Source organism: Streptomyces sp. NPDC003300 (assembly GCF_040610915.1).
Lineage (GTDB): Bacteria > Actinomycetota > Actinomycetes > Streptomycetales > Streptomycetaceae > Actinacidiphila.
The window spans coordinates 137,323-163,293 of record NZ_JBEXNE010000011.1 but is presented as its reverse complement, the minus strand read 5'-3'; the positions used below and the strand labels follow the sequence as shown (position 1 = coordinate 163,293).

At 71.5% G+C, this 25,971-nt stretch carries 25 protein-coding genes; 19 read left to right on the top strand and 6 right to left on the bottom strand.

Translation table 11 applies throughout. From position 1 onward, the window contains the following. Positions 1–102: 102 nt before the first annotated feature. Positions 103–1,188 (bottom strand): hypothetical protein, encoded by a 1,086-nt coding sequence (locus ABZX65_RS18565; RefSeq protein WP_355340521.1) that lies wholly within the window; start codon positions 1,186–1,188, stop codon positions 103–105. A gap of 248 nt (positions 1,189–1,436) precedes the next feature. After that, positions 1,437–1,970, bottom strand: a complete 534-nt coding sequence (locus tag ABZX65_RS18560) for a rhomboid family intramembrane serine protease (RefSeq protein WP_355340731.1) — start codon at positions 1,968–1,970, stop codon at positions 1,437–1,439. 214 nt (positions 1,971–2,184) lie between these two features. On the opposite strand from ABZX65_RS18560, the gene ABZX65_RS18555 reads away from it, so the two are divergent. The 6 genes from ABZX65_RS18555 to ABZX65_RS18530 all read left to right on the top strand — a co-directional run bounded on the left by ABZX65_RS18555 (position 2,185) and on the right by ABZX65_RS18530 (position 6,421). After that, positions 2,185–2,874 carry a UbiX family flavin prenyltransferase gene (locus tag ABZX65_RS18555; protein WP_355340518.1) on the top strand — a complete coding sequence of 230 codons (690 nt, stop codon included), beginning with the start codon at positions 2,185–2,187 and terminating at the stop codon, positions 2,872–2,874. A 151-nt stretch (positions 2,875–3,025) separates the two neighbouring features. Further along, positions 3,026–3,481 carry an Lrp/AsnC family transcriptional regulator gene (locus tag ABZX65_RS18550; protein ID WP_188281655.1) on the top strand — a complete coding sequence of 152 codons (456 nt, stop codon included), beginning with the start codon at positions 3,026–3,028 and terminating at the stop codon, positions 3,479–3,481. Between the two features lie 68 nt (positions 3,482–3,549). Continuing rightward, on the top strand, positions 3,550–4,713 hold the full coding sequence (gene mqnE / locus ABZX65_RS18545; RefSeq protein ID WP_355340515.1) for an aminofutalosine synthase MqnE: 1,164 nt from the start codon (positions 3,550–3,552) through the stop codon (positions 4,711–4,713). 44 nt (positions 4,714–4,757) lie between these two features. After that, positions 4,758–5,279 (top strand): GNAT family N-acetyltransferase, encoded by a 522-nt coding sequence (locus ABZX65_RS18540; RefSeq protein ID WP_355340512.1) that lies wholly within the window; start codon positions 4,758–4,760, stop codon positions 5,277–5,279. Positions 5,280–5,367: 88 nt separating this feature from the next. Next, positions 5,368–5,694, top strand: coding sequence for a DUF4229 domain-containing protein (locus ABZX65_RS18535; RefSeq protein WP_355340509.1), 327 nt, complete (start codon positions 5,368–5,370; stop codon positions 5,692–5,694). Between the two features lie 127 nt (positions 5,695–5,821). Then, a complete protein-coding gene (locus ABZX65_RS18530) occupies positions 5,822–6,421 on the top strand; it encodes a TetR/AcrR family transcriptional regulator (RefSeq protein ID WP_355340728.1) in 600 nt (199 codons plus the stop codon). A 54-nt stretch (positions 6,422–6,475) separates the two neighbouring features. On the opposite strand, the gene ABZX65_RS18525 is transcribed toward ABZX65_RS18530, so the two are convergent. Next, positions 6,476–7,294 carry a MaoC/PaaZ C-terminal domain-containing protein gene (locus ABZX65_RS18525; protein ID WP_355340506.1) on the bottom strand — a complete coding sequence of 273 codons (819 nt, stop codon included), beginning with the start codon at positions 7,292–7,294 and terminating at the stop codon, positions 6,476–6,478. An 11-nt stretch (positions 7,295–7,305) separates the two neighbouring features. Continuing rightward, the gene (locus tag ABZX65_RS18520) at positions 7,306–8,580 is read right to left on the bottom strand and encodes a 3-oxoacyl-ACP reductase (protein ID WP_355340503.1); all 1,275 of its coding nucleotides are present in this window, start codon (positions 8,578–8,580) and stop codon (positions 7,306–7,308) included. Between the two features lie 187 nt (positions 8,581–8,767). Between ABZX65_RS18520 and ABZX65_RS18515 the strand changes: the two genes are divergently transcribed. Then, entirely contained in the window at positions 8,768–10,048 is a 1,281-nt protein-coding gene (locus tag ABZX65_RS18515) for an acetyl-CoA C-acetyltransferase (RefSeq protein WP_355340500.1), read from the top strand. Positions 10,049–10,142: 94 nt separating this feature from the next. Beyond that, on the top strand, positions 10,143–12,053 hold the full coding sequence (locus ABZX65_RS18510) for an AMP-binding protein (protein ID WP_355340497.1): 1,911 nt from the start codon (positions 10,143–10,145) through the stop codon (positions 12,051–12,053). A 94-nt stretch (positions 12,054–12,147) separates the two neighbouring features. Here the strand turns inward: ABZX65_RS18510 and ABZX65_RS18505 are convergent, their stop codons facing one another. Continuing rightward, on the bottom strand, positions 12,148–12,351 hold the full coding sequence (locus ABZX65_RS18505; protein ID WP_330793863.1) for a cold-shock protein: 204 nt from the start codon (positions 12,349–12,351) through the stop codon (positions 12,148–12,150). Between the two features lie 409 nt (positions 12,352–12,760). On the opposite strand from ABZX65_RS18505, the gene ABZX65_RS18500 reads away from it, so the two are divergent. From ABZX65_RS18500 to ABZX65_RS18450, 11 genes are all read left to right on the top strand, one after another. Beyond that, complete coding sequence (locus ABZX65_RS18500; protein ID WP_355340492.1) at positions 12,761–13,612, top strand: menaquinone biosynthesis protein; 852 nt, start codon at positions 12,761–12,763, stop codon at positions 13,610–13,612. Positions 13,613–13,716: 104 nt separating this feature from the next. Then, positions 13,717–18,318: an RHS repeat-associated core domain-containing protein gene (locus tag ABZX65_RS18495; protein WP_355340489.1), complete on the top strand. Its 4,602-nt coding sequence runs from the start codon at positions 13,717–13,719 to the stop codon at positions 18,316–18,318. Between the two features lie 10 nt (positions 18,319–18,328). After that, complete coding sequence (locus tag ABZX65_RS18490; protein WP_355340486.1) at positions 18,329–18,643, top strand: hypothetical protein; 315 nt, start codon at positions 18,329–18,331, stop codon at positions 18,641–18,643. Positions 18,644–18,656: 13 nt separating this feature from the next. Beyond that, positions 18,657–19,064 carry a hypothetical protein gene (locus tag ABZX65_RS18485; RefSeq protein ID WP_355340483.1) on the top strand — a complete coding sequence of 136 codons (408 nt, stop codon included), beginning with the start codon at positions 18,657–18,659 and terminating at the stop codon, positions 19,062–19,064. An 18-nt stretch (positions 19,065–19,082) separates the two neighbouring features. Then, positions 19,083–19,397 carry a hypothetical protein gene (locus ABZX65_RS18480; protein ID WP_355340480.1) on the top strand — a complete coding sequence of 105 codons (315 nt, stop codon included), beginning with the start codon at positions 19,083–19,085 and terminating at the stop codon, positions 19,395–19,397. A gap of 53 nt (positions 19,398–19,450) precedes the next feature. Continuing rightward, positions 19,451–20,104 (top strand): hypothetical protein, encoded by a 654-nt coding sequence (locus ABZX65_RS18475; protein ID WP_355340725.1) that lies wholly within the window; start codon positions 19,451–19,453, stop codon positions 20,102–20,104. Between the two features lie 84 nt (positions 20,105–20,188). Continuing rightward, entirely contained in the window at positions 20,189–20,485 is a 297-nt protein-coding gene (locus ABZX65_RS18470; protein ID WP_188281644.1) for a WXG100 family type VII secretion target, read from the top strand. Between the two features lie 256 nt (positions 20,486–20,741). Beyond that, on the top strand, positions 20,742–21,935 hold the full coding sequence (gene mqnC / locus ABZX65_RS18465; protein WP_355340477.1) for a cyclic dehypoxanthinyl futalosine synthase: 1,194 nt from the start codon (positions 20,742–20,744) through the stop codon (positions 21,933–21,935). A 53-nt stretch (positions 21,936–21,988) separates the two neighbouring features. Then, complete coding sequence (locus ABZX65_RS18460; RefSeq protein WP_355340474.1) at positions 21,989–22,489, top strand: hypothetical protein; 501 nt, start codon at positions 21,989–21,991, stop codon at positions 22,487–22,489. A 54-nt stretch (positions 22,490–22,543) separates the two neighbouring features. Next, the gene (locus tag ABZX65_RS18455; RefSeq protein WP_355340471.1) at positions 22,544–23,254 is read left to right on the top strand and encodes a demethylmenaquinone methyltransferase; all 711 of its coding nucleotides are present in this window, start codon (positions 22,544–22,546) and stop codon (positions 23,252–23,254) included. Between the two features lie 179 nt (positions 23,255–23,433). Beyond that, positions 23,434–24,720 carry a geranylgeranyl reductase family protein gene (locus ABZX65_RS18450; RefSeq protein ID WP_355340468.1) on the top strand — a complete coding sequence of 429 codons (1,287 nt, stop codon included), beginning with the start codon at positions 23,434–23,436 and terminating at the stop codon, positions 24,718–24,720. Between the two features lie 189 nt (positions 24,721–24,909). Here the strand turns inward: ABZX65_RS18450 and ABZX65_RS18445 are convergent, their stop codons facing one another. Continuing rightward, the gene (locus ABZX65_RS18445) at positions 24,910–25,914 is read right to left on the bottom strand and encodes a C40 family peptidase (protein ID WP_355340465.1); all 1,005 of its coding nucleotides are present in this window, start codon (positions 25,912–25,914) and stop codon (positions 24,910–24,912) included. Between the last annotated feature and the right edge of the window lie 57 nt (positions 25,915–25,971).

The window sequence follows — 25,971 nt, the reverse complement described above, 5'->3', positions numbered from 1 at the left end:
GACCGGGCCGCGCACGCGAGGCGATGCGCGGGGCCGTAGGTCGTACGGCCCCGCGCCGGTGCTCACGGCTCGGGGCCCGTGCCTACGGCCCCGCGCGGGTGCTTACGACTCCAGGCCGGAGTCGTCCGCCGAGCTGTCGTCGTCGTGGCCGAAGGCGAACATGAACAGGCCCATCAGGTCCTGCGGGTTGAGGACCTTGGCGCCGGAGGGGGCGCCGACCGGGTCGGCGCCGCCGTTGACGTCGACCACCAGGGGCAGCTTGCCCTTGGCCTTGGTGTCGAACTGGGCGACGTCCAGGCTGATCCCGGCGAGCTTGCCGCCCTTGACGGCGACGTCCACGGCCACCGTCTTGTTCGGCACCTTCTCCAGGTCCGACGGCTTGAAGTCGGGGATCTGCTTGGTCAGCGAACCGAGGCTGCCTTCCAGCTCCTTGGCGACCTGCCGCGCGGGCACGGTGACCTCGACGTGGTCGGCGCCGTCGTGGTTGCCCAGCTCCTTGAACTTGGCGTTGTTCACCAGCGCCTTGCGCAGCGCGTCCACGACCTGCTGCTGCGTCTTGGCGTCCAGGCCCTTGCTGGTGTCGGGGAGCGCGCCGAGCGGCGAGTCGCCGTCCTTGGACATGGACTTGGCGAAGGACTCGAAGGACTTCAGGTCCAGGCTGATCCAGTCGCCCTTGAGGGCGGACTTCACCGAGGCGAGCGAGGCGGGCAGTTCGTCGGCCATGCCGAGGAATTCGTTGAGCTGCGCCGCGTCCTTGCTGGAGGAGCCGATCAGCGTCTCGAAGCCCTTGAGGTCCAGGCGCAGGTACACCTTGTCGTTCACGGCCCGGACGTCGACCAGGCTCTTCTTGCCGGAGCCGTCGGCGCCGAGCTGGAAGGCGAAGGAGCTCTTGTCGCCGTCCTTGAGGTCCTTGAACGCCTTGTCGGCGCTGAGGGCGACCGCGACCCGCAGGTCGGCCAGCGTCTTGGCCGTCTCCTTGGTGAAGTCCTCCTCACCCTGGAGCGCGGTGTAGATCTGGTCCGCCGAGGCGTCGAAGCGCACCCCGAGGGTCAGCGACTTCTCGCCGTTGAGCTTCTCGAAAGCGTTCTTGACCTTCGTGTCCGGGCTGGAGGCCGCGGCCGTCCCGCAGGCTGCGGAACCGGCGGCGATCATGGCCACGACTCCGGCGGCGGCAAGGCCCTTGCGCATGGTGATGATGACGGACTCCTTGGACGTGACGGAAGAAAGTATGACTAGAAGGATAACTGTGCGGAGGCTGTGACTCGCGGGAGTTTCCGCCCGGCACAGGGCTGTTGGCGGGGGATCGGCGCACTTCAGTGCGTGATCACGGTCACGGGGTCGCGGGTGTCGCGGTGACCCGGTGTAGCGGTGACCCGGTGACGCGGACTGACGGCGTGACACCGTCCCGTCCCGACGCGGCCGTCGTGCCGTGGCCGTCACGCCGTGACGGCCACCGTCCGTTCGCGGAACAGGAACGCGGCCACCACGCCGCCGATCAGCCCGAACAGGTGCCCCTGCCAGGAGACTCCGCTCGCGGTCGGCAGCACCCCCCACAGGATGGAGCCGTAGACCGCGCCGACGACGACGCCGACCACGATGTCCAGCGCCCTGCGGTCCACGAAGCCGCGCACCAGCAGATAGCTGAACAGCCCGAAGACCAGCCCGGAGGCGCCCGCGGTGTTGGTGTGGGCCGGGGCTATCAGCCACACGCCGAGGCCGCCGATCACGATGACGGTGAAGGCGACGGCCAGATAGCGGCCGATGCCGCGCAGCGCGGCGATGAAGCCCAGGACGAGCAGCGGCAGGCTGTTGGAGGCCACGTGCCCGAAGCCGAAGTGGATGAAGGCGGACGGGACGACGTCGATCAGCTCGGCCGGCTTGCGGGGCACGATGCCGAGCGAGTCGAGACGGTGCCCGGCGATCACGTCGACCGCCTCGATCACCCACAGCAGCCCGACCCAGCCCAGCATGAGGACGCCGGCGGCCGTCACCCGGCCGCCCGCGCGCAGCGGTGCGAGCAGCGAGTCGGCGCGCCCTCCCGTACCGGCTGATCGTCCCGCGGTCTGTCCGTACGTCACCGAAGCCCCCCTCAGGTCCAGTGCTCTCCCGTGTGCACAACGTCCGCGCACGCCTCCCGGGTTCCCGCTCGCGCGGGTCGATCGCGGGGTCGTTAGGGTCGACCGTATGGACGACACCGAGCGCAGGCCGTGGGTGGTGGGCGTGTCCGGGGCCTCCGGGACGCCGTACGCCGCGGCCGTGCTGCGCGCGCTGCTGTCGGCGGGCGAGGCGGTGGACCTGGTGGTCAGCCGGGCCGCCCGGCTGACGCTGCTGGACGAGACCGGCGAGCCGTTCAGGGACGCGCACTGGCGCGAGGACCTGGCCCGCTGGCTGGCCCGCGGCGCCGACGGCACCACCGACATCACCCGTGACACCGGCCTCGCGGACCTGTCGGCCGTACGGTACTGGCCCGCGGGCGACCTGGCGGCCGGTCCCTCCTCCGGCTCGTACCCGGCCAAGGGGATGCTGATCGTGCCCGCGAGCACCGCGTGCGTGGCCGGGGTGGCGCTCGGTCTGTCCAAGGACCTGCTCCAGCGCGCGGCGAGCGTCACGCTCAAGGAGCGCCGCCCGCTGGTGGTCGCCGTCCGCGAGACGCCGCTCGGCGGCCAGACGCTCCGTCACCTGGTGGCGCTGGACGACGCGGGCGCCGTGGTGCTCCCGGCCTCGCCCGCCTTCTACGCGGGCGCCACGCACATCCAGGACCTGGTGGACTTCGTGGCGGGGCGGGCGCTGGACGCGGCGGGGGTGCCGCACAAGCTGTACCGCCGCTGGCGCGGCGAGCTGGGCGGGGGCCTGGGCGAGGGATCGGGCGGCTGAGCCGCGCGGCGCGCGATTCCTGCGGGCCGGATGGTCCGGACCTGGGTGATTCGGGCATCGGAAGAGCAGATGCGCAGGGCGCACACCCGTTGATGCCTTAGATTCTTGTCCGGACAGCGCAGTCGCGGCACGAACGGGAGGGTCCATTCTGATGGACGCGGTGGACAGGCAGCTCATCCAGGCGTTGCGCGAGAACGGCCGGGCGTCGTACGCGGAGCTGGGCCGACTCGTGGGTCTCTCCGGTCCGAGCGTCACCGACCGCATCAATCGCCTCGAACAGGCCGGGGTGATCACCGGCTACCGCGCCACCGTCGCGCCCACCGCGCTCGGCCTCGGCGTGACCGCGCTCGTCGGCCTCCAGTTGAGTGACGCCGCCGACCACGAAGAGGTCGCCACCCGGCTGCGCGACCTGGACGAGATCGAGGACTGCTGGTTCATCGCGGGCGACGACTCGTACATGCTCAAGGTCAGGGTCGGCGACGTCGACGGCCTGGAGCGCACCATCCGGCGGCTGTCCGGCACCAAGGGTGTGGCCAGGACGCGTACCACGATCGTGCTGTCCACCAAGTGGGAGAACCGCGTCGGGGCGCTTCCCGAAGAGGCGTGAACGGGGGTGCCTCCCGGCCGATGGCCGGGGGAGTAGCCTCGGTGAGGTCGACTTGGTAGGAGGAGCAGATGGACGCTGGGCTCAAGCGCGAGCTGGAGGAGAAGGTCTACGCCGGTGAGCGGCTGACCCGCGAGGACGGCATCGCGCTCTACGCGTCCGACGACCTCGCGTGGCTGGGCGGCCTCGCCCACCACGTGCGCACGCGGAAGAACGGTGACGTCGTCCACTTCAACGTCAACCGGCACCTCAACATGACGAACGTGTGCACCGCGTCGTGCGCGTACTGCTCCTTCCAGCGCAAGCCGGGGGAGAAGGACGCGTACACGATGCGGATCGAGGAGGCGGTCAAGCTCGCCAAGGCGATGGAGGGCGACAACCTCACCGAGCTGCACATCGTCAACGGCCTGCACCCGTCGCTGCCGTGGCGCTACTACCCGCGCTCGCTGAAGGCGCTCAAGGAAGCGCTGCCGCAGGTGTCGCTCAAGGCGTTCACCGCCACGGAGATCCACCACTTCGAGACGATCTCCGGCATGTCGGCCTCCGACATCCTGGACGAGCTCATCGAGGCGGGCCTGGAGTCGCTGACCGGCGGCGGCGCCGAGATCTTCGACTGGGAGATCCGGCAGCACATCGTGGACCACCGCACCCACTGGGAGGACTGGTCCCGGATCCACCGCCTCGCGCACTCCAAGGGCCTCAAGACCCCCTCGACCATGCTCTACGGCCACATCGAGGAGCCGAAGCACCGCGTCGACCACGTCCTGCGGCTGCGTGAACTCCAGGACGAGACCGGCGGCTTCCAGGTCTTCATCCCGCTGCGCTACCAGCACGACTTCGTGGACATGAAGGACGGCAAGGTCCGCAACACCCTCCAGGCCCGTACGACGATGGCCTCCGGCGCGGAAGCGCTCAAGACCTTCGCGGTCTCCCGGCTGCTCTTCGACAACGTGCCGCACGTCAAGGTCTTCTGGGTCATGCACGGCCTGTCCACCGCGCAGCTCGCCCTCAACCACGGCGCGGACGACATGGACGGCTCGGTCGTCGAGTACAAGATCACGCACGACGCCGACGACTACGGCACGCCCAACAAGCTCACGCGGGACGACATCCTGGACCTCATCCGCGACGCGGGGTTCCGGCCGGTCGAGCGGAACACCCGTTACGAGATCATCCGGGAGTACCCGGGCCCCGACGAGTCGCGCCGGGAGTCGCCGCAGCCGATGCGGGTGTGACGCCGGTGACAGCGCTCCCCATTGGTAATGGGTAAGCTTCCCTTATGGGTCTTACCTGTGAGCTTGATCCGCTCATTGACGACGAACTGACCGACGGCATCCTCGCCCTGTGGACCGATGTGTCCAACGCGGGGGGTGCCGTCGGTTTCGTGCCTCCCGTCACCCCGGACGACGTCCGTCCCGACATGGACCGGTCACTGGCCGCCGTCCGCTCCGGCGAACGCCGCCTGCTCGTCGGCCGCGACGAGGACGGGCGCGTCGCCGCCACCGCCTTCCTCGCGTACAACAGCCACCGGCTCATGACGCACTGGATCTGGCTCTACACGCTCATGGTCCACCCCTCCCACCAGGGCCGCGGCCACGGCCGTACGCTCATGGCCGCCGTCGAGGAAGCGGCCCGCGGCTTCCACGGCATCGAGGCCGTCCGCCTCACCTGCCGCGGCGGCACCGGCGTCGACCTCTTCTACGCCGCCTGCGGCTACAAGGAGGTCGGCCGCATTCCGGCCGCCATCCGGGTCGCCCCCGGTGACGACCGCGACGACATCGTGATGCTCCTGACGCTGTGACGTCGGCGCGACGCTCCGAGGGGCGGCCGGTGCTCCGGGTCGCACACCCTCTTCCTCCGGCGCGGAGGCGGCGTGCTTCACTGAAGGCATGTTCCGTTACACCGCACTGCGCTTCGGCCTCATGGTCGCCTCCTTCGGCGTCATCTGGGGGCTGGTCCGGCTGCATGTCCTGCCAGCGGGGCTGGGGGACTCGAACTACCTGTGGGTGGTCCTGCTCGCGCTGATCGTGTCGGCGCCCCTGAGCTGGGTGCTCCTGCGCGGAGCCCGCGAGCAGGCGGCCCGTCAGGTGTCCGACCGGGTGGAGCGCACGCGGCTGAACCTCGCCGCGAACATCACCATGGAGGACGAGGCGGACGACGCCGCGCGAGACTCCGCCCGCGAGACCGCGCGCGACGCCGAGCCGCACACCGCCTGACGCCTGCCCCTTAGGCTTGCCCCGGGGTGGCCCTCGGGGTGTCCCCCCGGGGGGAGTCGCAAGGGGAGAGGTGGGGCCGGTGGCTGTGCGGGGCAAGAGAGTGCCGCGAGCCGTACGCGAGCAGCAGATGCTGGACGCGGCGGTGGCGACCTTCGCGCGGCGCGGGTACCGCGCCGCGTCCATGGACGAGATCGCCGAGGCGGCCGGGGTCAGCAAGCCGCTCGTGTACCTCTACCTCAACTCCAAGGACGACCTCTTCACGGCCTGCATCCGCCGCGAGGCCGAGGCGCTGAAGGCGGCCGTGCGCGCCGCCGTGGAGCCCGGCGCCGCGGCCGACCGGCAGCTCTGGAGCGGGCTGCTCGGCTTCTTCGAGCACACCGAGGCCCATCCGGACGGCTGGACCGTCCTCTACAGCCAGGCCCGTACGGTCGGTGAGCCCTTCGCGGCCGAAGTGGCCGTGATGCGGGCGGAGATCGTCGCCTTCGTCACCGAGCTGATCGCTGCCGCGGCGCGGGACGGTGGGGCGTCCTGTGACGAGGCTCTTGCCGACCGGGAGGTCGCGGGTCTGGCGCACGCGCTGGTCGGCGCGGCCGAGTCGTTGGCGGGGTGGGGGGCGGCGCATCGGGGGGGCGCCTCGGGCAAGGAGTCCGCCGCCACGCTGATGAATTTCGCGTGGGCCGGGCTGTCCAACCTCATGGCTGGGCGGCGTTGGGTTCCCGGCCCGTAGGGCTCTGTCTTGCCCGCCCCGCCCGGCCCGTAGGGCAAGACAAAGACAACGAACCTACGGGCCGGAGACGACCCCGGTGAGATGGAGACGCCCGGGCGAGCGGACCTCGAAGGCCCCGGCGGCAGCCCCGTACGTGACAGTCCCCGGCAAGAGCACCGGAGCGTGAAAGACGGCCTCAAGCCCCCCCGCCTCCGGAACCTCGGCAGCACACCGCGCAACCGTCCACATGCCATGCGCGATAGCCCGCGGAAACCCCAGCATCCGCGCCGTCACCGGATAAAGGTGAATCGGGTTGTAGTCCCGCGACACCCTGGCATGCCGCCGCCCGAGATCGGCGGCCAACCGCCACTCGCCCACCACGGGCAACGGCGCCCGGTCGCCGCCCCCGCCCCCGCCAACACCCCCAGAAGCCGAGCCGCCCCCCGCCCCGCCCCCATGCCGGGCCAGATACGTGCTGCGGTCCTCCCACACCACCTCCCCGTCCACCCGCGCCTCCGTCACCAGCTCCACCTCCGTACCCCGCCGGTGCCCGCGCAGCCCGGCCGCGTAGGCCGTGATGTCGGGCCGGTCGGCGGCGGTCAGCGGCGCGCGGGAGACCAGCGAGATCGAGGTGTGGACGAGGCCCAGCATCGGCAGCGGAAAGGCGCGGGAGGCCATGATCCGCGCGGCCAGCGGAAAGCCGAGGACGTGCGGGTACGTGAGCGGGAGCGGGCCCGCGCCGGAGGCGGGGAAGCCGCAGACCGAGGCGTAGGCGGCGAGCCGCGCCGGGTCGACGCGTACGGCAGGGGCGGTGAGCCGCACCGGCGGCACGGGGGCGGTCGCGGAGGGCCGTTTGCCGATGCCGGTCACCACGCCCCGGCCGAGGGTCAGCATGAGGGCCATGGTCAGGCCCCCAGCAGGGACTGCCCGCAGACGCGGACGACCTGCCCGGTGATCCCCCCGGAGGCCGCGGCCGAGAGCCAGGCGACGGTCTCGGCGACGTCGACGGGAAGGCCGCCCTGGCCGAGGGAGTTCATCCGGCGGCCCGCCTCGCGGATGACGAGGGGAACGGCGGCGGTCATCCGCGTCTCGATGAAGCCGGGGGCGACGGCGTTGACGGTGATGCCGCGCTCGCGCACCTCGGGGACGGCGGCCAGGGCGCGGACGAAGCCGATGACGCCCGCCTTGGACGCGGCGTAGTTGGTCTGGCCCGCGTTGCCCGCGATGCCGCTGATGGAGGCGGTGGCCACGATCCGGCCGTGGGCGTTGAGGGCGCCGGACTTCAGCAGATGGTCGGTGGTGCGCAGCACGCTGCCGAGGTTGACGTCCAGGACCGGGTCCCAGCGGTCGGCGGCCATGTTGGCGAGCTTGCGGTCACGGGTGATGCCCGCGTTGTGGACGAGTACGTCGAGGCCGTCGGGGGCCGCGGCGGCGATCCGTTCGCCCGCGTCCGGCGCCGTGATGTCCAGCGGCAGCGCGCTGCCGCCGAGCCGGGCGGCGACGGCGGCCAGCGCGTCCGCGGCCTGCGGCACGTCGAGGCAGACGACGTGCGCGCCGTCCCTGGCCAGCGTCGCGGCGACCTGTTCCCCGATGCCGCGGGCCGCGCCGGTGACGAGCGCGACGCGCGCGCCCTCGCGCGCGGCAGCCTGCGTCCCGGACACCGCCGGGCCGACCTCGATGACCTGCCCGCTGACGTACGCCGACTTCGGCGACAGCAGGAACCCCAGCGCGGCCTCGGCGTCGGCCCCGGGCGCCAGTCGTACGAGCTGTACGGTCCTGCCCCGGCCGACCTCCTTGCCGAGGGAGCGGGTGAAGCCTTCGAGCGCCTGCTGGGCGGCGGCCTGGTGCGGGTCGGCGGGGTCGATACGCGCGCCGAGTACGACGATCCGACCGCAGGCGGCGAGCGACCGTACGAGCGGGTGCAGGGCGGCGTGCACGGCGCCGAGCCCGGCCGGCTCGGCGATCCCGGTGGCGTCGAGGACGACGGCGGCGTACGGAGCGGCGGACGCGGGAGCCGGAGCGGGTACGGCCTCGCCCGCCGTCAACCGCAGCACGGGACCGTCGAGTCGGGGGTGCTCGGCGGACCAGCGCAGCAGCGGGGTCGGCTGGGGCAGGCCGAGGCGGCGGGTGAGGAAGCGGCCGGGGGCCGTGCCGGTCAGACGAAGGTAGCGATCGGCCATTGGCCTTCTCCTTACTCTGGAGTAAGTTTACCGGCGGTAAGGCTACTGGTGAGTCACCGTTCCAGCAAAGAGTTCTGAGGTCCAGCACAGAGTTCTGAGGTCCAGCACAGAGCCCTGGGTTCCGGCAAGGAGCCCGGGGCTTCGGCAAAGAGCCCCGAGCCGCCCTCGGGGAGCCCTGGGAGATCGCATGCAGACCCTCCGCCGTGTCGCCGTCGTCGCGGGCAACCGCGTCCCCTTCGCGCGCTCAGACGGCCCGTACGCCACCGCCTCCAACCAGGACATGCTCACGGCCGCCCTCGACGGCCTCGCCGACCGCACCGGCCTGCGCGGCCAACGCGTCGGCGAGTTCGCCGCGGGCGCCGTCCTCAAGCACAGCCGCGACTTCAACCTCGCGCGCGAGACCGTGCTCGGCAGCGTCCTCGACCCGACGACCCCCGCGTACGACATCCAGCAGGCGTGCGGCACCGGCCTCCAGGCCGTCTTCGCGGTCGCGGCCAAGATCGCCCTCGGCGTCGTCGACTCCGGCATCGCGGGCGGCGCCGACACCACCAGCGACGCGCCGCTCGGCGTCAACGACGGCCTGCGCCGCATCCTGCTCGCCGCCCGCCGCGCCAAGTCCGCCGGCGCCAGGGCCCGCGCGCTGACCGCCGTACGGCCCCGGCACCTCGCGCCCGACGTCCCGCGCAACGCCGAACCCCGCACCGGCCTGTCCATGGGCGACCACGCCGCGCTCACCGCCGAGCGCTGGGGCATCACCCGCCAGGCGCAGGACGAACTGGCCGCCGCCAGCCACCGCAACCTCGCCGCCGCGTACGACCGCGGCTTCCTCGACCCGTACGTCACCCCGTACCGCGGCCTGGACCGCGACCAGAACCTCAGGCCCGACTCCACCGTCGAGAAACTGGCCGGGCTCCGCCCGGTGTACGGCGGCCCGGACGGCACCATGACCGCGGGCAACTCCACGCCCCTCACCGACGGCGCGGCCGTCGTCCTGCTCGCCACCGAGGAGTGGGCGCGCGAGCGCGGGCTCGAACCGCTCGCCTACCTCACCGCGTACGAGACCGCGGCCGTCGATTACGTGGGCGGCGAGGAGGGGCTGCTGATGGCCCCCGCCTACGCCGTGCCCCGCATGCTCGCCCGCGCCGGGCTCGGCCTCGCCGACTTCGACTTCTACGAGATCCACGAGGCGTTCGCCTCCCAGGTCCTCGCCACGCTCGCCGCCTGGGAGGACAAGGACTACTGCGCGGAGCGGCTCGGACTCGACGGCCCCCTCGGCGCCGTCGACCGCGCCCGCCTCAACGTCGCCGGGTCCTCCCTCGCCACCGGGCACCCCTTCGCCGCCACCGGCGCCCGGATCGTCGCCACCCTCGCCGGGCTCCTCGCGGAGCGCGGGGGGACGGGCCGCGGCCTCATCTCCGTCTGCGCCGCCGGCGGCCAGGGCGTGACGGCCGTCCTGGAGCGCCCCTGACCCGCGGTCCGCTGACGAAAGACGGTTCCGCCGGCACAGCGCCTTGCTCACCCCCCCGGCAGGGGGAAACCCTCACCACGTCTGGAGCCGCAGCATGCCGACACGTACCAGCGGGGAACCCGAAACCCTCAAGGACGGCGACCGAGTCGTCCAGGCCGGGGTCCCGCCCCTCGTACCGCCGCCGCAGAAGGGAAGCCTGGCCGACATCCCGTTCACGAACGCGGCGGAGGCCCCGAACGACCCCGTGCTGAGCAGGAAGGACGTCCGGGCCCAGTGGCACGACGTCACGGCACGGGAGTTCAGGGACCAGGTGGTGGCCGTCGCGAAGGGCCTGATCGCGGCGGGGCTGAAGCCGGGCGACCGGCTGGCGATCATGGCGCGGACGACGTACGAGTGGACGCTGACGGACTTCGCGGCCTGGGCGGCGGGCCTGATCACGGTGCCGATCTACCCGACGTCGTCCGCGTCCCAGACGGCGTGGATCCTGGCGGACTCGGGCGCGGCGGCGTGCGTCGTGGAGAACGTGGAGCAGAGCCGCCTGGTGAGCGGGGAGCGGCGCGGGCTGCCGGACCTGCTGCATCTGTGGCAGCTCGACGCGGGCGGGCTGGCACAGCTCACGGCGGAGGGCCGGACGCTGCCGGACGCGTTGGTGGAGGGGCGGCGGGCGACCCTGACGCCCGGGTCGGTGGCGACGCTGATCTACACCTCGGGCACCACCGGCCGCCCGAAGGGCTGCGTCCTGACGCACGGCAACTTCTTCGCCGAGGTCGACAACGCGATCGAGCTGCTGCACCCGGTGTTCACCTCGGTGAGCGAGGAGCCCGCCTCGACGCTGCTGTTCCTGCCGCTCTCGCACGTCTTCGGGCGGATGGTCGCGATCGGCTGCCTGCGCGCCCGGGTACGCCTCGGGCACGCGCCGAGCATCGCGACCGAGGACCTGCTCGCCGACCTGGCCGGGTTCCGTCCGACGTTCCTGCTGGCGATCCCGTACGTCCTGGAGAAGGTCTACAACACCGGCCGCGCCACCGCGGAGAAGATCGGCCGGGCGGCGTCCTTCGACCGGGCCGCCGGGATCGCGCAGCGGTACGGGGAGGCCGTCGTCGCCCGGCAGGCCGGTGCGGGCGGCGGACCCTCGCTCGGACTGCGGCTGGCGCACGCGCTGTACGACCCGCTGGTCTACCGGCGGATACGCGCCGCGCTCGGCGGCAAGGTGCGGTACGCGATCTGCGGCGGCTCACCGCTGGGCAAGCGGCTCGCCGCCTTCTACGCGGGCGCGGGCGTGATGGTCTTCGAGGGGTACGGCCTGACGGAGACGACCGCGGCGGCCACCGTGACCCCGCCGTTGCGCCCCCGGCTCGGCACGGTCGGCTGGCCGCTGCCCGGCACGGCGGTACGGATCGCGCCGGACGGCGAGGTGCTGCTGCGCGGCGGCCAGATCTTCGCCGGGTACTGGAACGCGCCCGGCGGCGCACCCGGGGCGGCCGTGGCAGCTCCCGGACAGGACTCCGGGGGCGGCTGGTTCCCGACCGGGGACATCGGGGCGCTGGACGAGGCCGGTTATCTGACGATCACCGGCCGGAAGAAGGAGATCCTCATCACGGCGGGCGGCAAGAACGTCGCCCCGGCGCCGCTGGAGGACCGGCTGCGGGCGCATCCGCTGGTCGGCCAGTGCATGGTCGTCGGCGACAACCGGTCCTTCGTGGCGGCGCTGCTGACCCTGGAGGCGGACGGCCTCGGGCACTGGCAGCGGATGCACCACAAGGAGGGGCTGCGGCCCGCCCAGCTCGTCGACGATCCGGAGCTGCTGGCGGAACTCCAGAAGGCGGTGGACGACGCGAACTCCTCGGTGTCACAAGCCGAGTCGATCCGGAAATTCCGGGTGCTTCCGGTGGAATTCACCGAAGAGGGCGGACATCTCACGCCGTCGATGAAGTTGAAGCGTTCAAAGGTGGCGCGGGACTTCGCGGAGGAGATCGAGGAGCTGTACCGGAAGCGGCCTCGCTGACCCGTAAAAGGCAGGGGCCCCGCACGGAAGTGCGGGGCCCCTTGGTACTGCAGGTTCGGGCGATGTGATCTCTACCCTTGAGCTAGTCCAAGGACTAGCTGGGGGTGACGTTCTCCGCCTGAGGACCCTTCGGGCCCTGCGTGACGTCGAAAGTCACCGGCTGGTTCTCCTCGAGGGAGCGGAAGCCGGAGGCGTTGATCGCGGAGTAGTGAACGAAGACATCCGGGCCGCCGCCGTCCTGGGCGATGAAGCCGAAGCCCTTTTCAGCGTTGAACCACTTCACGGTTCCGGTAGCCATAAAGCCCTCCTTGGGCCCAAAGGGTTGCCCTGCTCCAGAACCTGCAACTGCGAAGTCTGAAAACTACAAAAGCCTGCGGGTTACATGCTCCGCAGGCTCTGTACTGCAAGGGAAACCAAACTGCAACTTGCGATGAGCGTAGCACGCAGGGTCGAGGCCGGGGAAGGGTCTCAAGATCGGTCTTTTCGAGCCCGTGGAAGGGGTCGCGGAGGGGGTGCCGGGGGAGGGCCGAGGGCGGCCCGTACGGCGGTCCCACGGCGGTTCGCCGACCGTCTCGGGGCGGTCGGCGCGGGACGGTTCGCCGACCGCTTCGGGGCGGTCGGCGCGGGCGTCCCGCGACCGTCACCGCGAGGACACCCCGAAGCCCCCCGGCGCGGTACGGCCCCGACCCAGGAGTAGCGTCCGACAGGTGGACACTTCTGAGCGTGACGCCGAAAGCGGCCGGACCCGCCCCCGGGTCGGCCACATCCAGTTCCTCAACTGCGTCCCCCTCTACTGGGGCCTGGCCAGAACGGGCGCGCTGCTCGACCTGGAGCTGACCAAGGACACCCCGGAGAAGCTGAGCGCCCAGCTCGTCGAGGGCGACCTCGACATCGGCCCGGTCACCCTCATGGAGTACCTGAAGCACGCCGACCAGCTCGTCGCCCTCCCGGACATCGCGGTCGGCTGCGACGGCCCCGTCATGTCCTGCGTGATCGTCAGCCAGCTCCCGCTCGACCGCCTCGACGGCCAGCGCGTCGCCCTCGGCTCCACCAGCCGCACCTCGGTCCGCCTCGCCGAACTCCTGCTCACCGAGCGGTACGGCGTCACGCCCGACTACTACCGCTGCCCGCCCGACCTCTCGCTGATGATGCAGGAGGCCCAGGCCGCCGTCCTCATCGGCGACGCCGCCCTGCGCGCCTCCCTCCACGACGCGCCCCGCCTCGGCCTTGAGGTCCACGACCTCGGCCAGATGTGGAAGGACTGGACGGGACTGCCCTTCGTCTTCGCCATCTGGGCCGCCCGCCGCGACTACTTCACCGCCCGCCCCGACACCGTCCGCGACGTCCACCGCGCCTTCCTCGCCTCCCGCGACCTCTCCCTCGAAGAGGTCGAGAAGGTCGCGGAACAGGCCGCCCGCTGGGAGTCCTTCGACCAGGACCTGCTCCGCCGCTACTTCACCACCCTCGACTTCTCCCTCGGCCGCGACCAGCTCACCGGCATCGCCGAATTCGCCCGCCGCGTCGGCTTCCCGCCCAGCGCCAAGGTCGACCTCATCTGACCCCGCTCCCCGGGCCCCCGGGAACCGGCCCCCTTGCGCGCACCGTCCCAGTGGGCATGATGCGTTGAGTCGAGGTTGTCGTACGGGGGCGGGGGTGTCTGGCGATGGCTCGTCCGACGGATTGGGATGTGCTGGATCTGGACCGGGATCCGGTGCCGGGTGATCCGTTCGAGGTGAAGGAACTCGCGCGGAAGCTGGGGGATTTCGCCGATGATGTCGCCTCGGCGCTGCGGTCGGTGCGGGGTCTGAGCGGTGACTCCGTGGTGCAGGAGTGGGCGGGGCTGTCGGGGGACGCGTACCGGCGGCAGTTCGGGGATCTGCCGGGTGAGCTGGACAAGCTGGAGCGGTCCTATCGTCTGGCGTCGGGGGCTCTGGATGATTACTGGCCGAAGCTGGAGACGGCGCAGGGTGACGCGGACCGGGCGCTGGCGCAGGGGCGCACCGCCCGGCAGGAGCTGGACACCGCGCAAAGCCAGTTGACGAACGCTGATGCGTGGGTGAAGCGGGCGCAGGACAAGTCGAAGTCCTACCAGGAGGACCCGAAGCCGGACGTGCCGCCGCCGTCGGCGGAGGAGGTGCGGGCGGCGGCCCGTAATGCCACGGACGCTAACAGCGCCCACACCACCGCCTCCACCGCCGTCCACAGCGCGCAGGCCAAGCTGGACGCGGCCAAGCAACTGGCCGCCGACGCGGCCCAGCTCAGGGACGACGCGGCGTCGACGGCGCAGCACGCGCTGCATGAGGCGTCGGATGCGGGGATCAGGAACAAGCACTGGTGGGAGAAGGCGGTCGACTGGGTCGCGGACCACTGGGACGACATCATCGCGGTCTGCAAGGTGATCGTCGCGGTGCTGGGCATCGTCGTGCTGATCATCGGCGGCCCGCTGGCGTGGCTGGTCCTGGCCGCCGCCGTCCTGGTCCTGGCCGACACCGTCATGAAGTACCTCAAGGGCCAGGCCAGTTTGTGGGATGTGCTGTTCGCGGCGCTGGACTGCATCCCGATGTTCAAGGGCCTCACCACCGCCGGCGGCCTGTTGAAGATGGCCCGCGAACTCCCGGCGCTGCTGAAGTCGGGTCGGGCGCTGGAGAACATCGCGAACAGCGTCCGCAAGGGCGTGACCGGTCTGCGGGAGATGGGCCGCGAGTTCCAGAAGCTCATCACGTGCGGCGACCCCGTGGACGTGGCCACCGGGCAAGTGGTCATGTCGGCAACGGACTTCAAGCTGCCGGGGATTCTGCCGGTCGTGGTGGAACGGCACCACCGGTCGACCTTCCGGGGCGGTCGCTGGCTCGGCCCGTCCTGGTCGTCGGTGCTCGACATGCGGCTGATCCTCGACGACGAGGGGGTGCGGTTCATCAAGGAGGACGGGACCGTCACCCATTACCCGGTCCCGCAGCCCGACACCGACGTTCTTCCGGTGGTGGGGCCGCTCTGGCCGCTGCGGTGGAACGGGGACCCGGCCGACGGGATGACCGTCCACCTGCCGGAGTCGGGGACCACGCACCACTTCTTCCCGCGCAAGGGAGCCGCGGAACTGCTGCTGCGCCGCACCGTGGACCGCAACGGGAACACCGTCGACGTCACCTACACACCGGGCGGTGTCCCGCTCACCGTGGAAAGCTCCGGCGGCTACCGGATCGGCGTGGAGACACGGGACGGCCGGATCACGGCGATGCGGCTGCTGAGCGACACGCGCGAGCCGAGCCTGGTCACGTACGGGTACGACGACCGCGGCAATCTGAACCGGACGGTGGACGCCAACGGCGGCGAGTTCTCGCTGTATTACGACGACCAGCGCCGTGTCACCGGCTGGCGGGACGGCCGGGAGACCACGTACACCTACGAGTACGACGCCGGCGGGCGCTGCGTCCGCGCCCACGGCTCGGAGGGGATCCTCGACTACTCCTACGCGTACGCGCCGCAGGAGGGCCGGACGGTCGCCACCAACTCGCTGGGCGAGGCGACGGAATACCGTTTCAACGAGGCGTTCCAGCTGACCGGCATCACCGATCCGCTCGGACACACCTCCTCCTTCGACTGGGACCCGGCGCCGGGTGTCGGGGAACGCCTGCTGAGCCGCACCGACGAACTCGGCCGGACCACCCGGTTCCGCTACGACGAGGCCGGGAACGTCACCCTCACCGCACGCCCCGACGGGGCCACCACGCAGGTCGAATACGGCGCGTTCGGACGGCCGGTCCTGGTCACCCACGCCGACGGGTCGACGGCGCGCTTCACGTACGACGAGTTCGGGAACCAGGTGTCCGCCACCGACCCGCTGGGTGTGACGACGCGGTTCCGCTACGACGCGCGCGGGGCGCTCGAAGCCGTGATCGACGGGCTGGGCACGGTGCAGCAGACCGTCGTCAACGACGCGGCGGGACTTCCGCTGACCGTGACGGACGGGACCGGCGCGGTGACCGAGGTCGAACGGGACGCGTTCGGGCGGGTGACCTTCAGACGCGACGCGACGGGCGCGGTCACGCGGTTGGCGTGGACGCCGGAGGGAGGGCTGGCCCGGCGGGTGACACCGGACGGCGCCGTGGACGAGTGGACGTACGACGTCGAGGGCAGCCTGGCGGAGCACCGGTCGGCGACCGGTGGCGTCACCCGGTACGAGAACACGCACTTCGACCTGTGCACGGCACGTACCGAACCCGACGGCTCCCGCTACGAGTTCACGTACGACTCCGAACTGCGGCTCACCTCCGTCGTCGATCCGGGTGGCGACCGGTGGAGTTACACCTACGACGCGGCCGGACGGCTGACGGCCGAGACGGACTTCGCCGGGCGGTCACTCACCTACCGCTACGACGAAGCGGGGCAGTTGACGGAGCGGGTCAACGGGGCGGGACAGTCCATCGCCTTCCGGCGCGATGTCCTGGGCAATGTCGTGGAGCAGACGGCGGACGCCGAACGTACCGAGTTCCAGTACGACGTGCTCGGCCGCATGACCCGGGCCGTCGGGGCCGCCGCGGACGTGTCCTTCGAACTCGACCCGGCTGGACGGGTCCTGGCCGAACGGGTCAACGGGCGCGAGCTCAGATCGTGGTTCGACGCGCTGGGCCGACGCACGCGGCGCCGTACGCCCGCGGGGGCGGTCAGCACCTGGACCTACGGCGCGGGGAACCGGCCGACGCGCCGGGAGGTCGGCGGTCAGACCGTGGACATCGGCTACGACACCGCCGGTCGCGAGTCGGTCCGCCGGATCGGCGCGGACCTGACCCTGACCTGGGACTGGCGGGACGAGGCGCGGGCCACCGCGCTGAGCGTCACCCGCGGCGCCGACGGCCGGCCGACGACCCGGACGTACGAGCACACGATCGACGGTTATCTGGAAGGCGTGACGGACTTCGACGGCGCCGCGGTCCGGTTCGGGCTCGACAGCCGTCGACGGGTGACCGCCGTGACGGGGGCCGACTGGAGCGAGTCGTACGCGTACGACGCCCGCGGCGCTCTCGGCTCGTCCAGGGTCGGCGCGAGCCGGGACGACGAGGCGGCGCACACGTACGACGCCGGGCCCCGGGTCCGGTCGGTGGGGCGGAGCACCTTCGTCCACGACGCGCAGGGCCGGATCGTCCAGCGCGTGCGCAGGCTGCTGTCCGGCGGCCGGCGGACCTGGCACTACTCATGGGACGCGGCGGACCGGCTCACGGAACTGCGTACGCCGGACGGCGAGACCTGGCGGTACCGCTACGACCCGCTCGGCCGCCGGATCGCGAAGACGCGCGTGTCGGACGCCGGGGACGCCGACCGGCACACCGACTTCACCTGGGACGGCACCCGCCTGGCGGAGCGGACTTCCGACGGGACCACCGTGACCTGGGACTACGGTGACGACGACGTCCCGATCGCCCAGACGGTCCGGACGACGGACTCCGAGCGGCCGGCCGGGAGCGCGGAGCTGTCGCCGGGGGAGGTCGACGAGCGCTTCCACGCCATCGTCACCGACCTCATCGGCACGCCGACCGAGATGGTCGATCTCTACGGTGTCGTGGTGTGGCGGCGGCCGGGTCCGGCCCTGTGGGGCGGCGGGGACGGCGGCCGTGACGACGCCGCGGACTGCCCGCTGCGCTTCCCCGGGCAGTACTACGACGCGGAGAGCGGGCTCCACTACAACTACGAGCGCTACTACGACCCCGAGACGGCCCGCTATCTCAGCCCGGACCCGCTGGGCCTGGACGCGGGCACCGACCCCTACGCCTACGTCCTCAATCCGCTGAACTGGTCCGACCCCCGCGGCCTCAAGGGCAAGTGCCTGGTCGACCTCTACCACGGCACCACCGGCGGCGGTCTGCGAGGCATCCTCGCCAACGGCGTGGACACCACGTTCAGCACCCGTGCGATGGACTTCGGCAAGGGCGGCTTCTATGTCACCAACGACCTCGAACAGGCGCAGAAGTGGTCGCGCATCCTGGCCGGGCGCTCCGGCGACGTCCCCGAAGTGGTGCACTTCAAGGTGCCCAAGAGTGAGCTGGAGGCCCTGAGAAGTAAGGTCTTCAACGGTACGAGCGACGAGCTGGCCAACTTCATCCGGCACAACCGTATGGGCGGGGCCATGCACAATTACGAACTGGTCGAAGGGCCCATGCTGTTGAACCTCAAGGCGTTCCGGAAGGGCGCGGCGGGGGTCTTCGACGGGCATCAGATCGCTGTCTTCGGCTCGAAGGCGGCTGACCTGTTCACCCGTTCACTGGTGCGCTGAGGGAGGCGCTGTGTCCGAGGACGAGTTCATCATGCCGACGTCTCCCGAGGCGCTGGAGTCCCTGCGGGACATCACCGACGAGCTGGTCGGCCTGTTCGGCCTGTCGCGCGCCGAGGCGGTGGCCCGCGTCAACCAGGCGTGGGGCGGGCAGGACCTGGCGACAGGCCCCGACCTCCTCGGCCACGAGGACCCCGAGCACTGGGCCTACGGCCTGTACTACGAGGGCGATGTGCCGTACTGGGAACCGGAAGCGGACCGCACCCACTGGCACGTCCGCCCCGCCCCGCCCCGCGACTCCCCGGCCTGGCCCCGCCATGCCGACTGACTCGCGGGTGGGCGTGCGGGGTCCCAGTGACCAGACGATGGCGGCCATGCGGCGGCTCGCCGCGCAGGTGCGGGACGAGTTGGAGCTGGCCGGGCTGCCGGTCGCGGCCGGGGGGCACCGGCTGGTGGCGCGGGGGGCGCAGGTGGAGATCGACGCGCTGGACGACGACGACCCCGGCGTCGTCGTGTCCTGGCGCCCGCACCCCAGCCTCGCCGTGGCCGCGGACCGGGCGGTCGCGGCGCGGGACGAGGCCGCGGGCACGATGCAGCGCTTCGGAGAGATCGAGCAGGCCATGAGCCCGGCGCTCGCGGCCGTGCTGACGTCGGCGGGCTTCGTCCTCGACCCCGAGGACGACCTGCTGCGGGTCACGGCCGCGCCGCCCGGCGGCGGAACAGTGGGATTGTTGGAGCGGACGACCTGACGTGGGGAGGGGGATCGGATGGGTGGGGCTCCGGATCGGCTCGCGGTCGATCTGACCGGACTTGAGGACTTCGCGCGGACGTTGGACTCCGTGCGGACGACCATGAACGGGACGCGGAAACTCTTCAACTCGTACGAGGCCAAGCTGGGCTCGGACAAGGTGTCGGGGGCACTCGACAGCTTCGAGCACAATTGGAAGGACGGCCGCAAGGAGATCGACAGCCAGTTGGAGGGGCTGTCGAAGATGGCCGACACCGCGGTGCGCGAGATCAAGAAGGCGGACAAGGACCTCGCGGACCAACTCGCCAAGTCCGCCAAGGGAGACGGCAAGTGACGACCCCCGGCGCGGACGCCGACGACAGCGGACAGCCGCGGCCCGTACGGGTGATGCCCGTCGACCGGGAGGGCTTCTCCCTCACGGTGCCCATGACGTGGTGGGAGTTCGACCTGCACCCGGCGACCCGCGACGAGAGCGTGCGCCGCACCATCGCGCAGCGCGTCAAGGAGAATCCGGCGCTGGCCGAACACCGCGACGTGCTGGCGCGGTTCCTGCGCAAGGCGGCGCGGGACGCGTACGAGAGCGGCGCGGTGTACGTCGGCTGCATGGCGCAGAACTTCGGCGCGCTGCCGCTCACCGCGTCGGTGACGGTCTCGCTGATCGGCGCGCGGACGCCGGAGGGTGAACTGCTGGCTGCGGACCCGGCGTCGATCGTGGCCGGGCTGCGTGCGCGGGAGGCGGCCAAGGACGGCGACCCGTGGCGCAAGGTGACCACCGTCGACATCCCGGAGACGGGCCTGGCGGCGCGGACGTACGGCATCGAGGACGTCACCGTGCCGGGCGACTCGCGGACGGTGCGGACCGTGCTGATGCAGACGTTCATCCCGCTGCCGGGGCACTCCGACAAGGTCGCGCTCGTGGCGGGCAGCAGCGCCGTACTCGACCTGGCGGACTCGTTCTTCGACATCTTCGACGCCGTCACGTCGACGTTTCGGTACCGGGAACCAGGGGCTGCACCCCTCACGTCCTCCCCTGTAAGTTGAGGCATCAGCAGACCATCAGACAAATCTGCGATCAGGAGCCACGGGGGTCGGCCCTGCGGCACGTTCGACGAGAGGTAAGCCGCTATGGCTAATGTCAACGTTACGTACCAGGACATGCGGGATGCGGCCACCAAGCTGCGCACCGGTCAGCACGAGATCACCGAGAAGCTGAACACGCTGCACAAGTTCGTTCAGGATCTCGTCAACGGCGGCTACGTCACGGACCGTTCCTCGAAGCAGTTCGACCAGTCCTACAGCGAGTTCAACACCGGTGCCACCAAGACCATCGAGGGTCTGGACGGCATGGGCAAGTTCCTGGAGAGCGCGGCCGACGCGTTCCAGCAGGCGGACGAGCAGCTCGCCAAGGGTCTGAACGGCTGACGGTCCCCCCGACCGTCCGGCACGACCCGCGAGACCCGGCGTGTGCGCCGCGGCGACATGATCCGCCGCGGCGCACACGCGCGTCCGGCCCACCCGCGTGTCCGGCGCACCCGTACGTTCGGCAGCCCCGCGTGTCCGGCACCCCCGTACGTCCGGCACACCCGTCCGTGGGGGCCGTGGGTCGTCCGGGACGCTGGCGTACGCTGGGCTGGTCCGTCCGCACTCCACGTCCGCACTCCTCCGAAAGGACCTCCCGGTGAGCGATACCGCAGCCGTCCTCGACCGTGCCGCCGCCGGTGGCCGGATCACGCCGGAGGAGGCGCTGGACCTCTACCGCTCGGCGCCCCTGCACGCGCTGGGCTCGGCCGCCGACGCCGTACGCCGCCGCCGGTACGCGGGCACCGAGCACATCGCGACGTACATCATCGAGCGGAACATCAACTACACGAACGTCTGCGTGACGGCGTGCAAGTTCTGCGCCTTCTACGCGGCCCCCAAGGACACCGACAAGGGCTGGTCGCGCGGGCTCGACGACATCCTGCGGCGCTGCGCGGAGACCGTGGAGCTGGGCGGCACCCAGATCATGTTCCAGGGCGGCCACCACCCGGACTACGGGGTCGAGTACTACGAGGAGCACTTCTCCGCGATCAAGGCCGCGTACCCGCAGCTCGTCATCCACTCCCTCGGCGCGTCCGAGGTCGAGCACATGGCGAGGATCTCCGGGGTCAGCGCCGAGGAGGCGATCCGCCGGATCCACGCGGCGGGCCTGGACTCCTTCGCGGGCGCCGGGGCCGAGCTGCTGCCCGCCCGGCCGCGCAAGGCCATCGCGCCGCTGAAGGAGTCCGGCGAGCGCTGGCTGGAGATCATGGAGACCGCCCACAACCTGGGCGTCGAGTCCACCTCCACCATGCTGATGGGCACCGGTGAGACCAACGCCGAGCGGATCGAGCACCTGCGGATGATCCGCGACGTGCAGGACCGTACCGGCGGCTTCCGGGCCTTCATCCCGTACACCTATCAGCCGGAGAACAACCACCTGAAGGGGCAGACGCAGGCGACCCTCTTCGAGTACCTGCGGATGATCGCCATCGCGCGGCTCTTCCTCGACAACGTGGCGCACATCCAGGGGTCCTGGCTCACCACCGGCAAGGAGGTCGGCCAGCTCTCGCTGCACTACGGCGCCGACGACCTCGGCTCGGTGATGCTGGAGGAGAACGTGGTGTCGTCGGCCGGCGCCAAGCACCGCTCCAACCGGATGGAGCTGATCCACCTCATCCGGTCCGCGGGCCGCGTCCCGGCGCAGCGCGCCACCACGTACGAGCACCTGGTCATCCACGACGACCCGGCGAACGACCCGGTCAACGACCACGTCGTCTCGCACCTGTCGTCCACGGCGATCGAGGGCGGTACGGCGCACCCGGAGCTGAAGCTGCTGGACGCCTCGCGCTGAGGCGACCGGGGGCGGACTGCCCCCGGAGGCCCGGCGTGCTGGATCATGGACCCATGCTGACCCTTCACGTCGCCCCGCTGCTCCGGCTCACCGCGGGCGGCGAGGCCGTCCCGGACGGCGCCGTCCTCGTCGACGGCGGCCGGGTCGTCGCCGTCGGGCCGATGGACGAGGTCGCCGCCGCGCACCCGGACGCCCGGGTACGGCGCTGGCGCGGCACCATCGGCCCCGGACTCGTCGCCGACGGCGTGCGCGTCTTCCTCGAAGAGACCTACCACGAGGACCCGCAGGACCCCGACCGGCCGCACGACCGTGCCGAGTCGGTGCGGCGCGGCATCCACGAGCTCCTCTCCCGGGGCGTGACCGGGGTGGTGGACGACCTCACCGACGCCGCCGTCCGCTCCGCCGTCGACCGCACCGGCCTGCTCCGGCTCTGGCCCGGCACCACCTCGCCCGGCCTCGCCCCCGGCGGCCGGGCCGACCTCGCCGTCCTCGCCACCGACGGCTCCTGCGTCGCCACCGTCCTGGCGGGCCGCCTCGTCCACCGCCGCGCGTAGGTCCCCCGACGGGGCAGCGGCCTTGGCGGCGCGCGATGCGAATAGGGTGGGGGCGTGACGCGAGCATCGCTGGACAAGCAACCGCACGAAGTCGCCGCCATGTTCGATGACGTGGCGGCCAAGTACGACGTGACGAACGACGTGCTGTCGCTCGGCCAGACGCGGCTGTGGCGGAAGGCCGTCGCGCAGGCCCTGGAGGTGGGACCGGGCGAGCGGGTGCTGGACCTGGGGGCGGGGACGGGCACGTCCTCGCTGCGCTTCGCCGCCGCGGGAGCGGACGTCGTGCCGTGCGACTTCTCGATCGGGATGCTGCGCGAGGGCAAGAAGCGGCACCCGGAGCTGGCGCTGACGGCGGGGGACGCGACCCGGCTGCCGTTCGCGGACGGCGTCTTCGACGCGGTCACCATCTCCTTCGCGCTGCGCAACGTCCACGACACCGCCGCCGCGCTGCGCGAGATGCGGCGGGTGGCCAAGCCCGGGGGACGGCTGGTCATCTGTGAGTTCAGCCACCCCACGTACCGGCCGTTCAGGACCGTCTACACCGAGTACCTGATGCGGGCGCTGCCGCCGGTCGCGACGGCCGTCAGCAGCAATCCCGACGCGTACGTCTACCTCGCCGAGTCCATCCGCGCCTGGCCCGACCAGAAGGGGCTCGCCACCCGGCTCCAGGAGGCCGGTTGGAACGCGGTGGCCTGGCGCAATCTCACCGGGGGCATCGTCGCCCTGCACCGGGCGACGGCTCCGTCGACGGCTCCCTCCGCGTAGGACCGCGCGCTCGCGTCAACGCGCCGCGCTGCCGCGAACCGCGGTTCAGGCGGGCCCCGCTGTGTCCCGTCGCCGGGCCTCATAGACTCGGTACCGGCCGGGCAGCTCTCGGCCGAGCAGCGCCCGGCCGATAACGACCGTCGCCGACACCGACACTCGCCGAAACGGGAGAGCCCACCGTGACCGACACCGCCCTGTCCGAGCGCAGCGCCGATGTGATCGTCGTCGGCGCCGGGCCCGCCGGTTCGACGACCGCGTACTACCTGGCCAAGTCGGGACTGAACGTCCTGCTGCTGGAGAAGACCGCGTTCCCGCGCGAGAAGGTGTGCGGCGACGGCCTGACACCGCGCGCCACCAAGCAGCTCGTGTCGATGGGAATCGACATCTCGCAGGAGGCGGGCTGGCTGCGCAACAAGGGCCTGCGCATCATCAGCGGCGGCGTGCGTCTCCAGATGGACTGGCCCGAGCTGGCCGCGTACCCGAACTACGGACTGGTCCGCAAGCGCGACGACTTCGACGACATCCTCGCCCAGCAGGCGGTGAAGGCGGGCGCGACGCTGTACGAGCGGTGCAACGTCGGCGCCCCGATCACCGACGCGCGCACCGGGCGGATCACCGGCGTCGAGGCCAAACTCGGCGAGGAGAAGCGGCCGGTGACCTTCCACGCGCCGCTGGTGGTCGCCGCCGACGGCAACTCCACCCGGCTGTCCCTGGCGATGGGCCTGCACCGCCGCGAGGACCGGCCGATGGGCGTCGCGGTCCGCACGTACTTCACCTCGCCGCGGCACGAGGACGACTACCTGGAGTCGTGGCTCGAACTGTGGGACCGGCGCGGTCCGCAGGACCGGCAACTGCCCGGTTACGGCTGGGTGTTCGGCCTCGGTGACGGCACGTCGAACGTCGGTCTCGGCATCCTCAACTCCTCCTCCGCGTACCGCGAGCTGGACTGGCGCGAGGTGCTCAAGGCGTGGTGCGCCTCGATGCCGGAGGAGTGGGGCTACACCCCGGACAACATGACGCAGCCGATCCGCGGCGCCGCGCTCCCGATGGCCTTCAACCGCAAGCCGCACTACACCAAGGGCCTGGTCCTGGTGGGCGACGCGGGCGGCCTGGTCAACCCGTTCAACGGCGAGGGCATCGCCTACGCGATGGAGTCCGGCCAGATCGCCGCCGACGTCATCACCCAGGCGCACGCCCGCGCCACCTCCGCCCAGCGCGAGCTGGCCCTGCAGAACTACCCGCGCATCCTCCAGGACACCTACGGCGGTTACTACACGCTGGGCCGCGCCTTCGTGAAGCTCATCGGCAACCCGAAGGTGCTCCAGATCGCCACGCAGCGCGGTCTCACCCACCCGATGCTGATGCGCTTCTGCCTCAAGCTGCTCGCCAACCTCACCGACCCGACCGGCGGTGACGCGATGGACCGCGTGATCAACGGCCTGACCAAGATCACGCCGAGCGCGTGACGCTCTCCGCGTCCTGACCCGCCCGCCGGTACGTCCGACCGTCCGGCGTGCGGGTGTCTGCGTCGGTCATACCCCCGACCCTTCCCCGCCCGCGCATCGGCGCACAACGGGCAGCGGACCGCCGTGACGTCCCGGTGAGGGGGTCACGGCGGTCTTATGGTGCCAAGCGTATGAAAAGGGGGAAACGGGTCAGAGGACCCGAACCGCCCAGTCCGGCATGTAGTCGGCCATCTGGTGAATGGCCACGGGGGTCGAGGGGTTGGCCGCGTCCAGGTACTGGCCGTCGCCGATGTAGACGCCGACGTGGTAGGCGCTGCCCTGGCCGCCCCAGAAGATGATGTCGCCGGCCTGCACATTGCTGACCGAGACGGGGGTGCCGACGTTGGACTGCTCCTGGGAGGTGCGCGGCAGGTCGACGCCGACGGTGGCGTAGGCGACCTGGGTGAGGCCGGAGCAGTCGTACGAGTCGGGACCGGCGGCGCCGTACACGTACGGCTTGCCGATCTGCGACTTCAGGAAGCTGATCAGCTTCGCGACGCTGCCGGTCGCCGTGGTGGCGGACGGGCTGGCCGTCGAGGTGGTCGTACCGGAGTCGGATGAACCGGACGAACCAGAAGAATCAGAAGAATCGGACGAGTTGGCCGACGCGGTCGGTGTGGCCAGCGCGGTGCGCTCGGCCGAGCGGGAGGCGGCCTGGGTGGCGGCGCGCTCCTTGGCGGCCTCGGCGGCCTTCGCCTCGGCCTCGGCCTTCGCCTTCGCGGCGGCCTTGGCGTCGGCGCTCTTCTTCGTGGCGGCGGCCTCCTTGGCGGCCTCGGCCACGGAGGCGTCCTTGGCGGCCTGGAGCTGCATCGCGATGGCGGCCTGGTCGATCGCCTGCGCGGCCTGCGCCGCGGTCACCTCGGTGGTCAGCGTGGACGCCTGGGCGGCCGCCTCGGCGGCGTTCGCGAGATCGGACGGCGTGAGGGCCGGAGTGCCGTGCGCGGGGGTGGAGTCGGTGTTGTCGGCCAGGGCCGGGGCGGCGGAGCCGCCGAGAGCGATCGCGCTGACGACGCCGCCGACGAGTCCTGCCCTGCGTACCCAGTTGGGGCGGCCGGGGGCGGCGTGCCGTCGGCGGCCGGTATGCGATTCGGTCGGATGCGAGCCGGACGCGGAGGTCCGGTCGGACGCGGAGGTCCGTATCTGGTTCGGGGACATGCGGTCCTGGCTATCAGGAATGCTTGGTTCCGTTCAACAAAGGTGGGATGCGACACA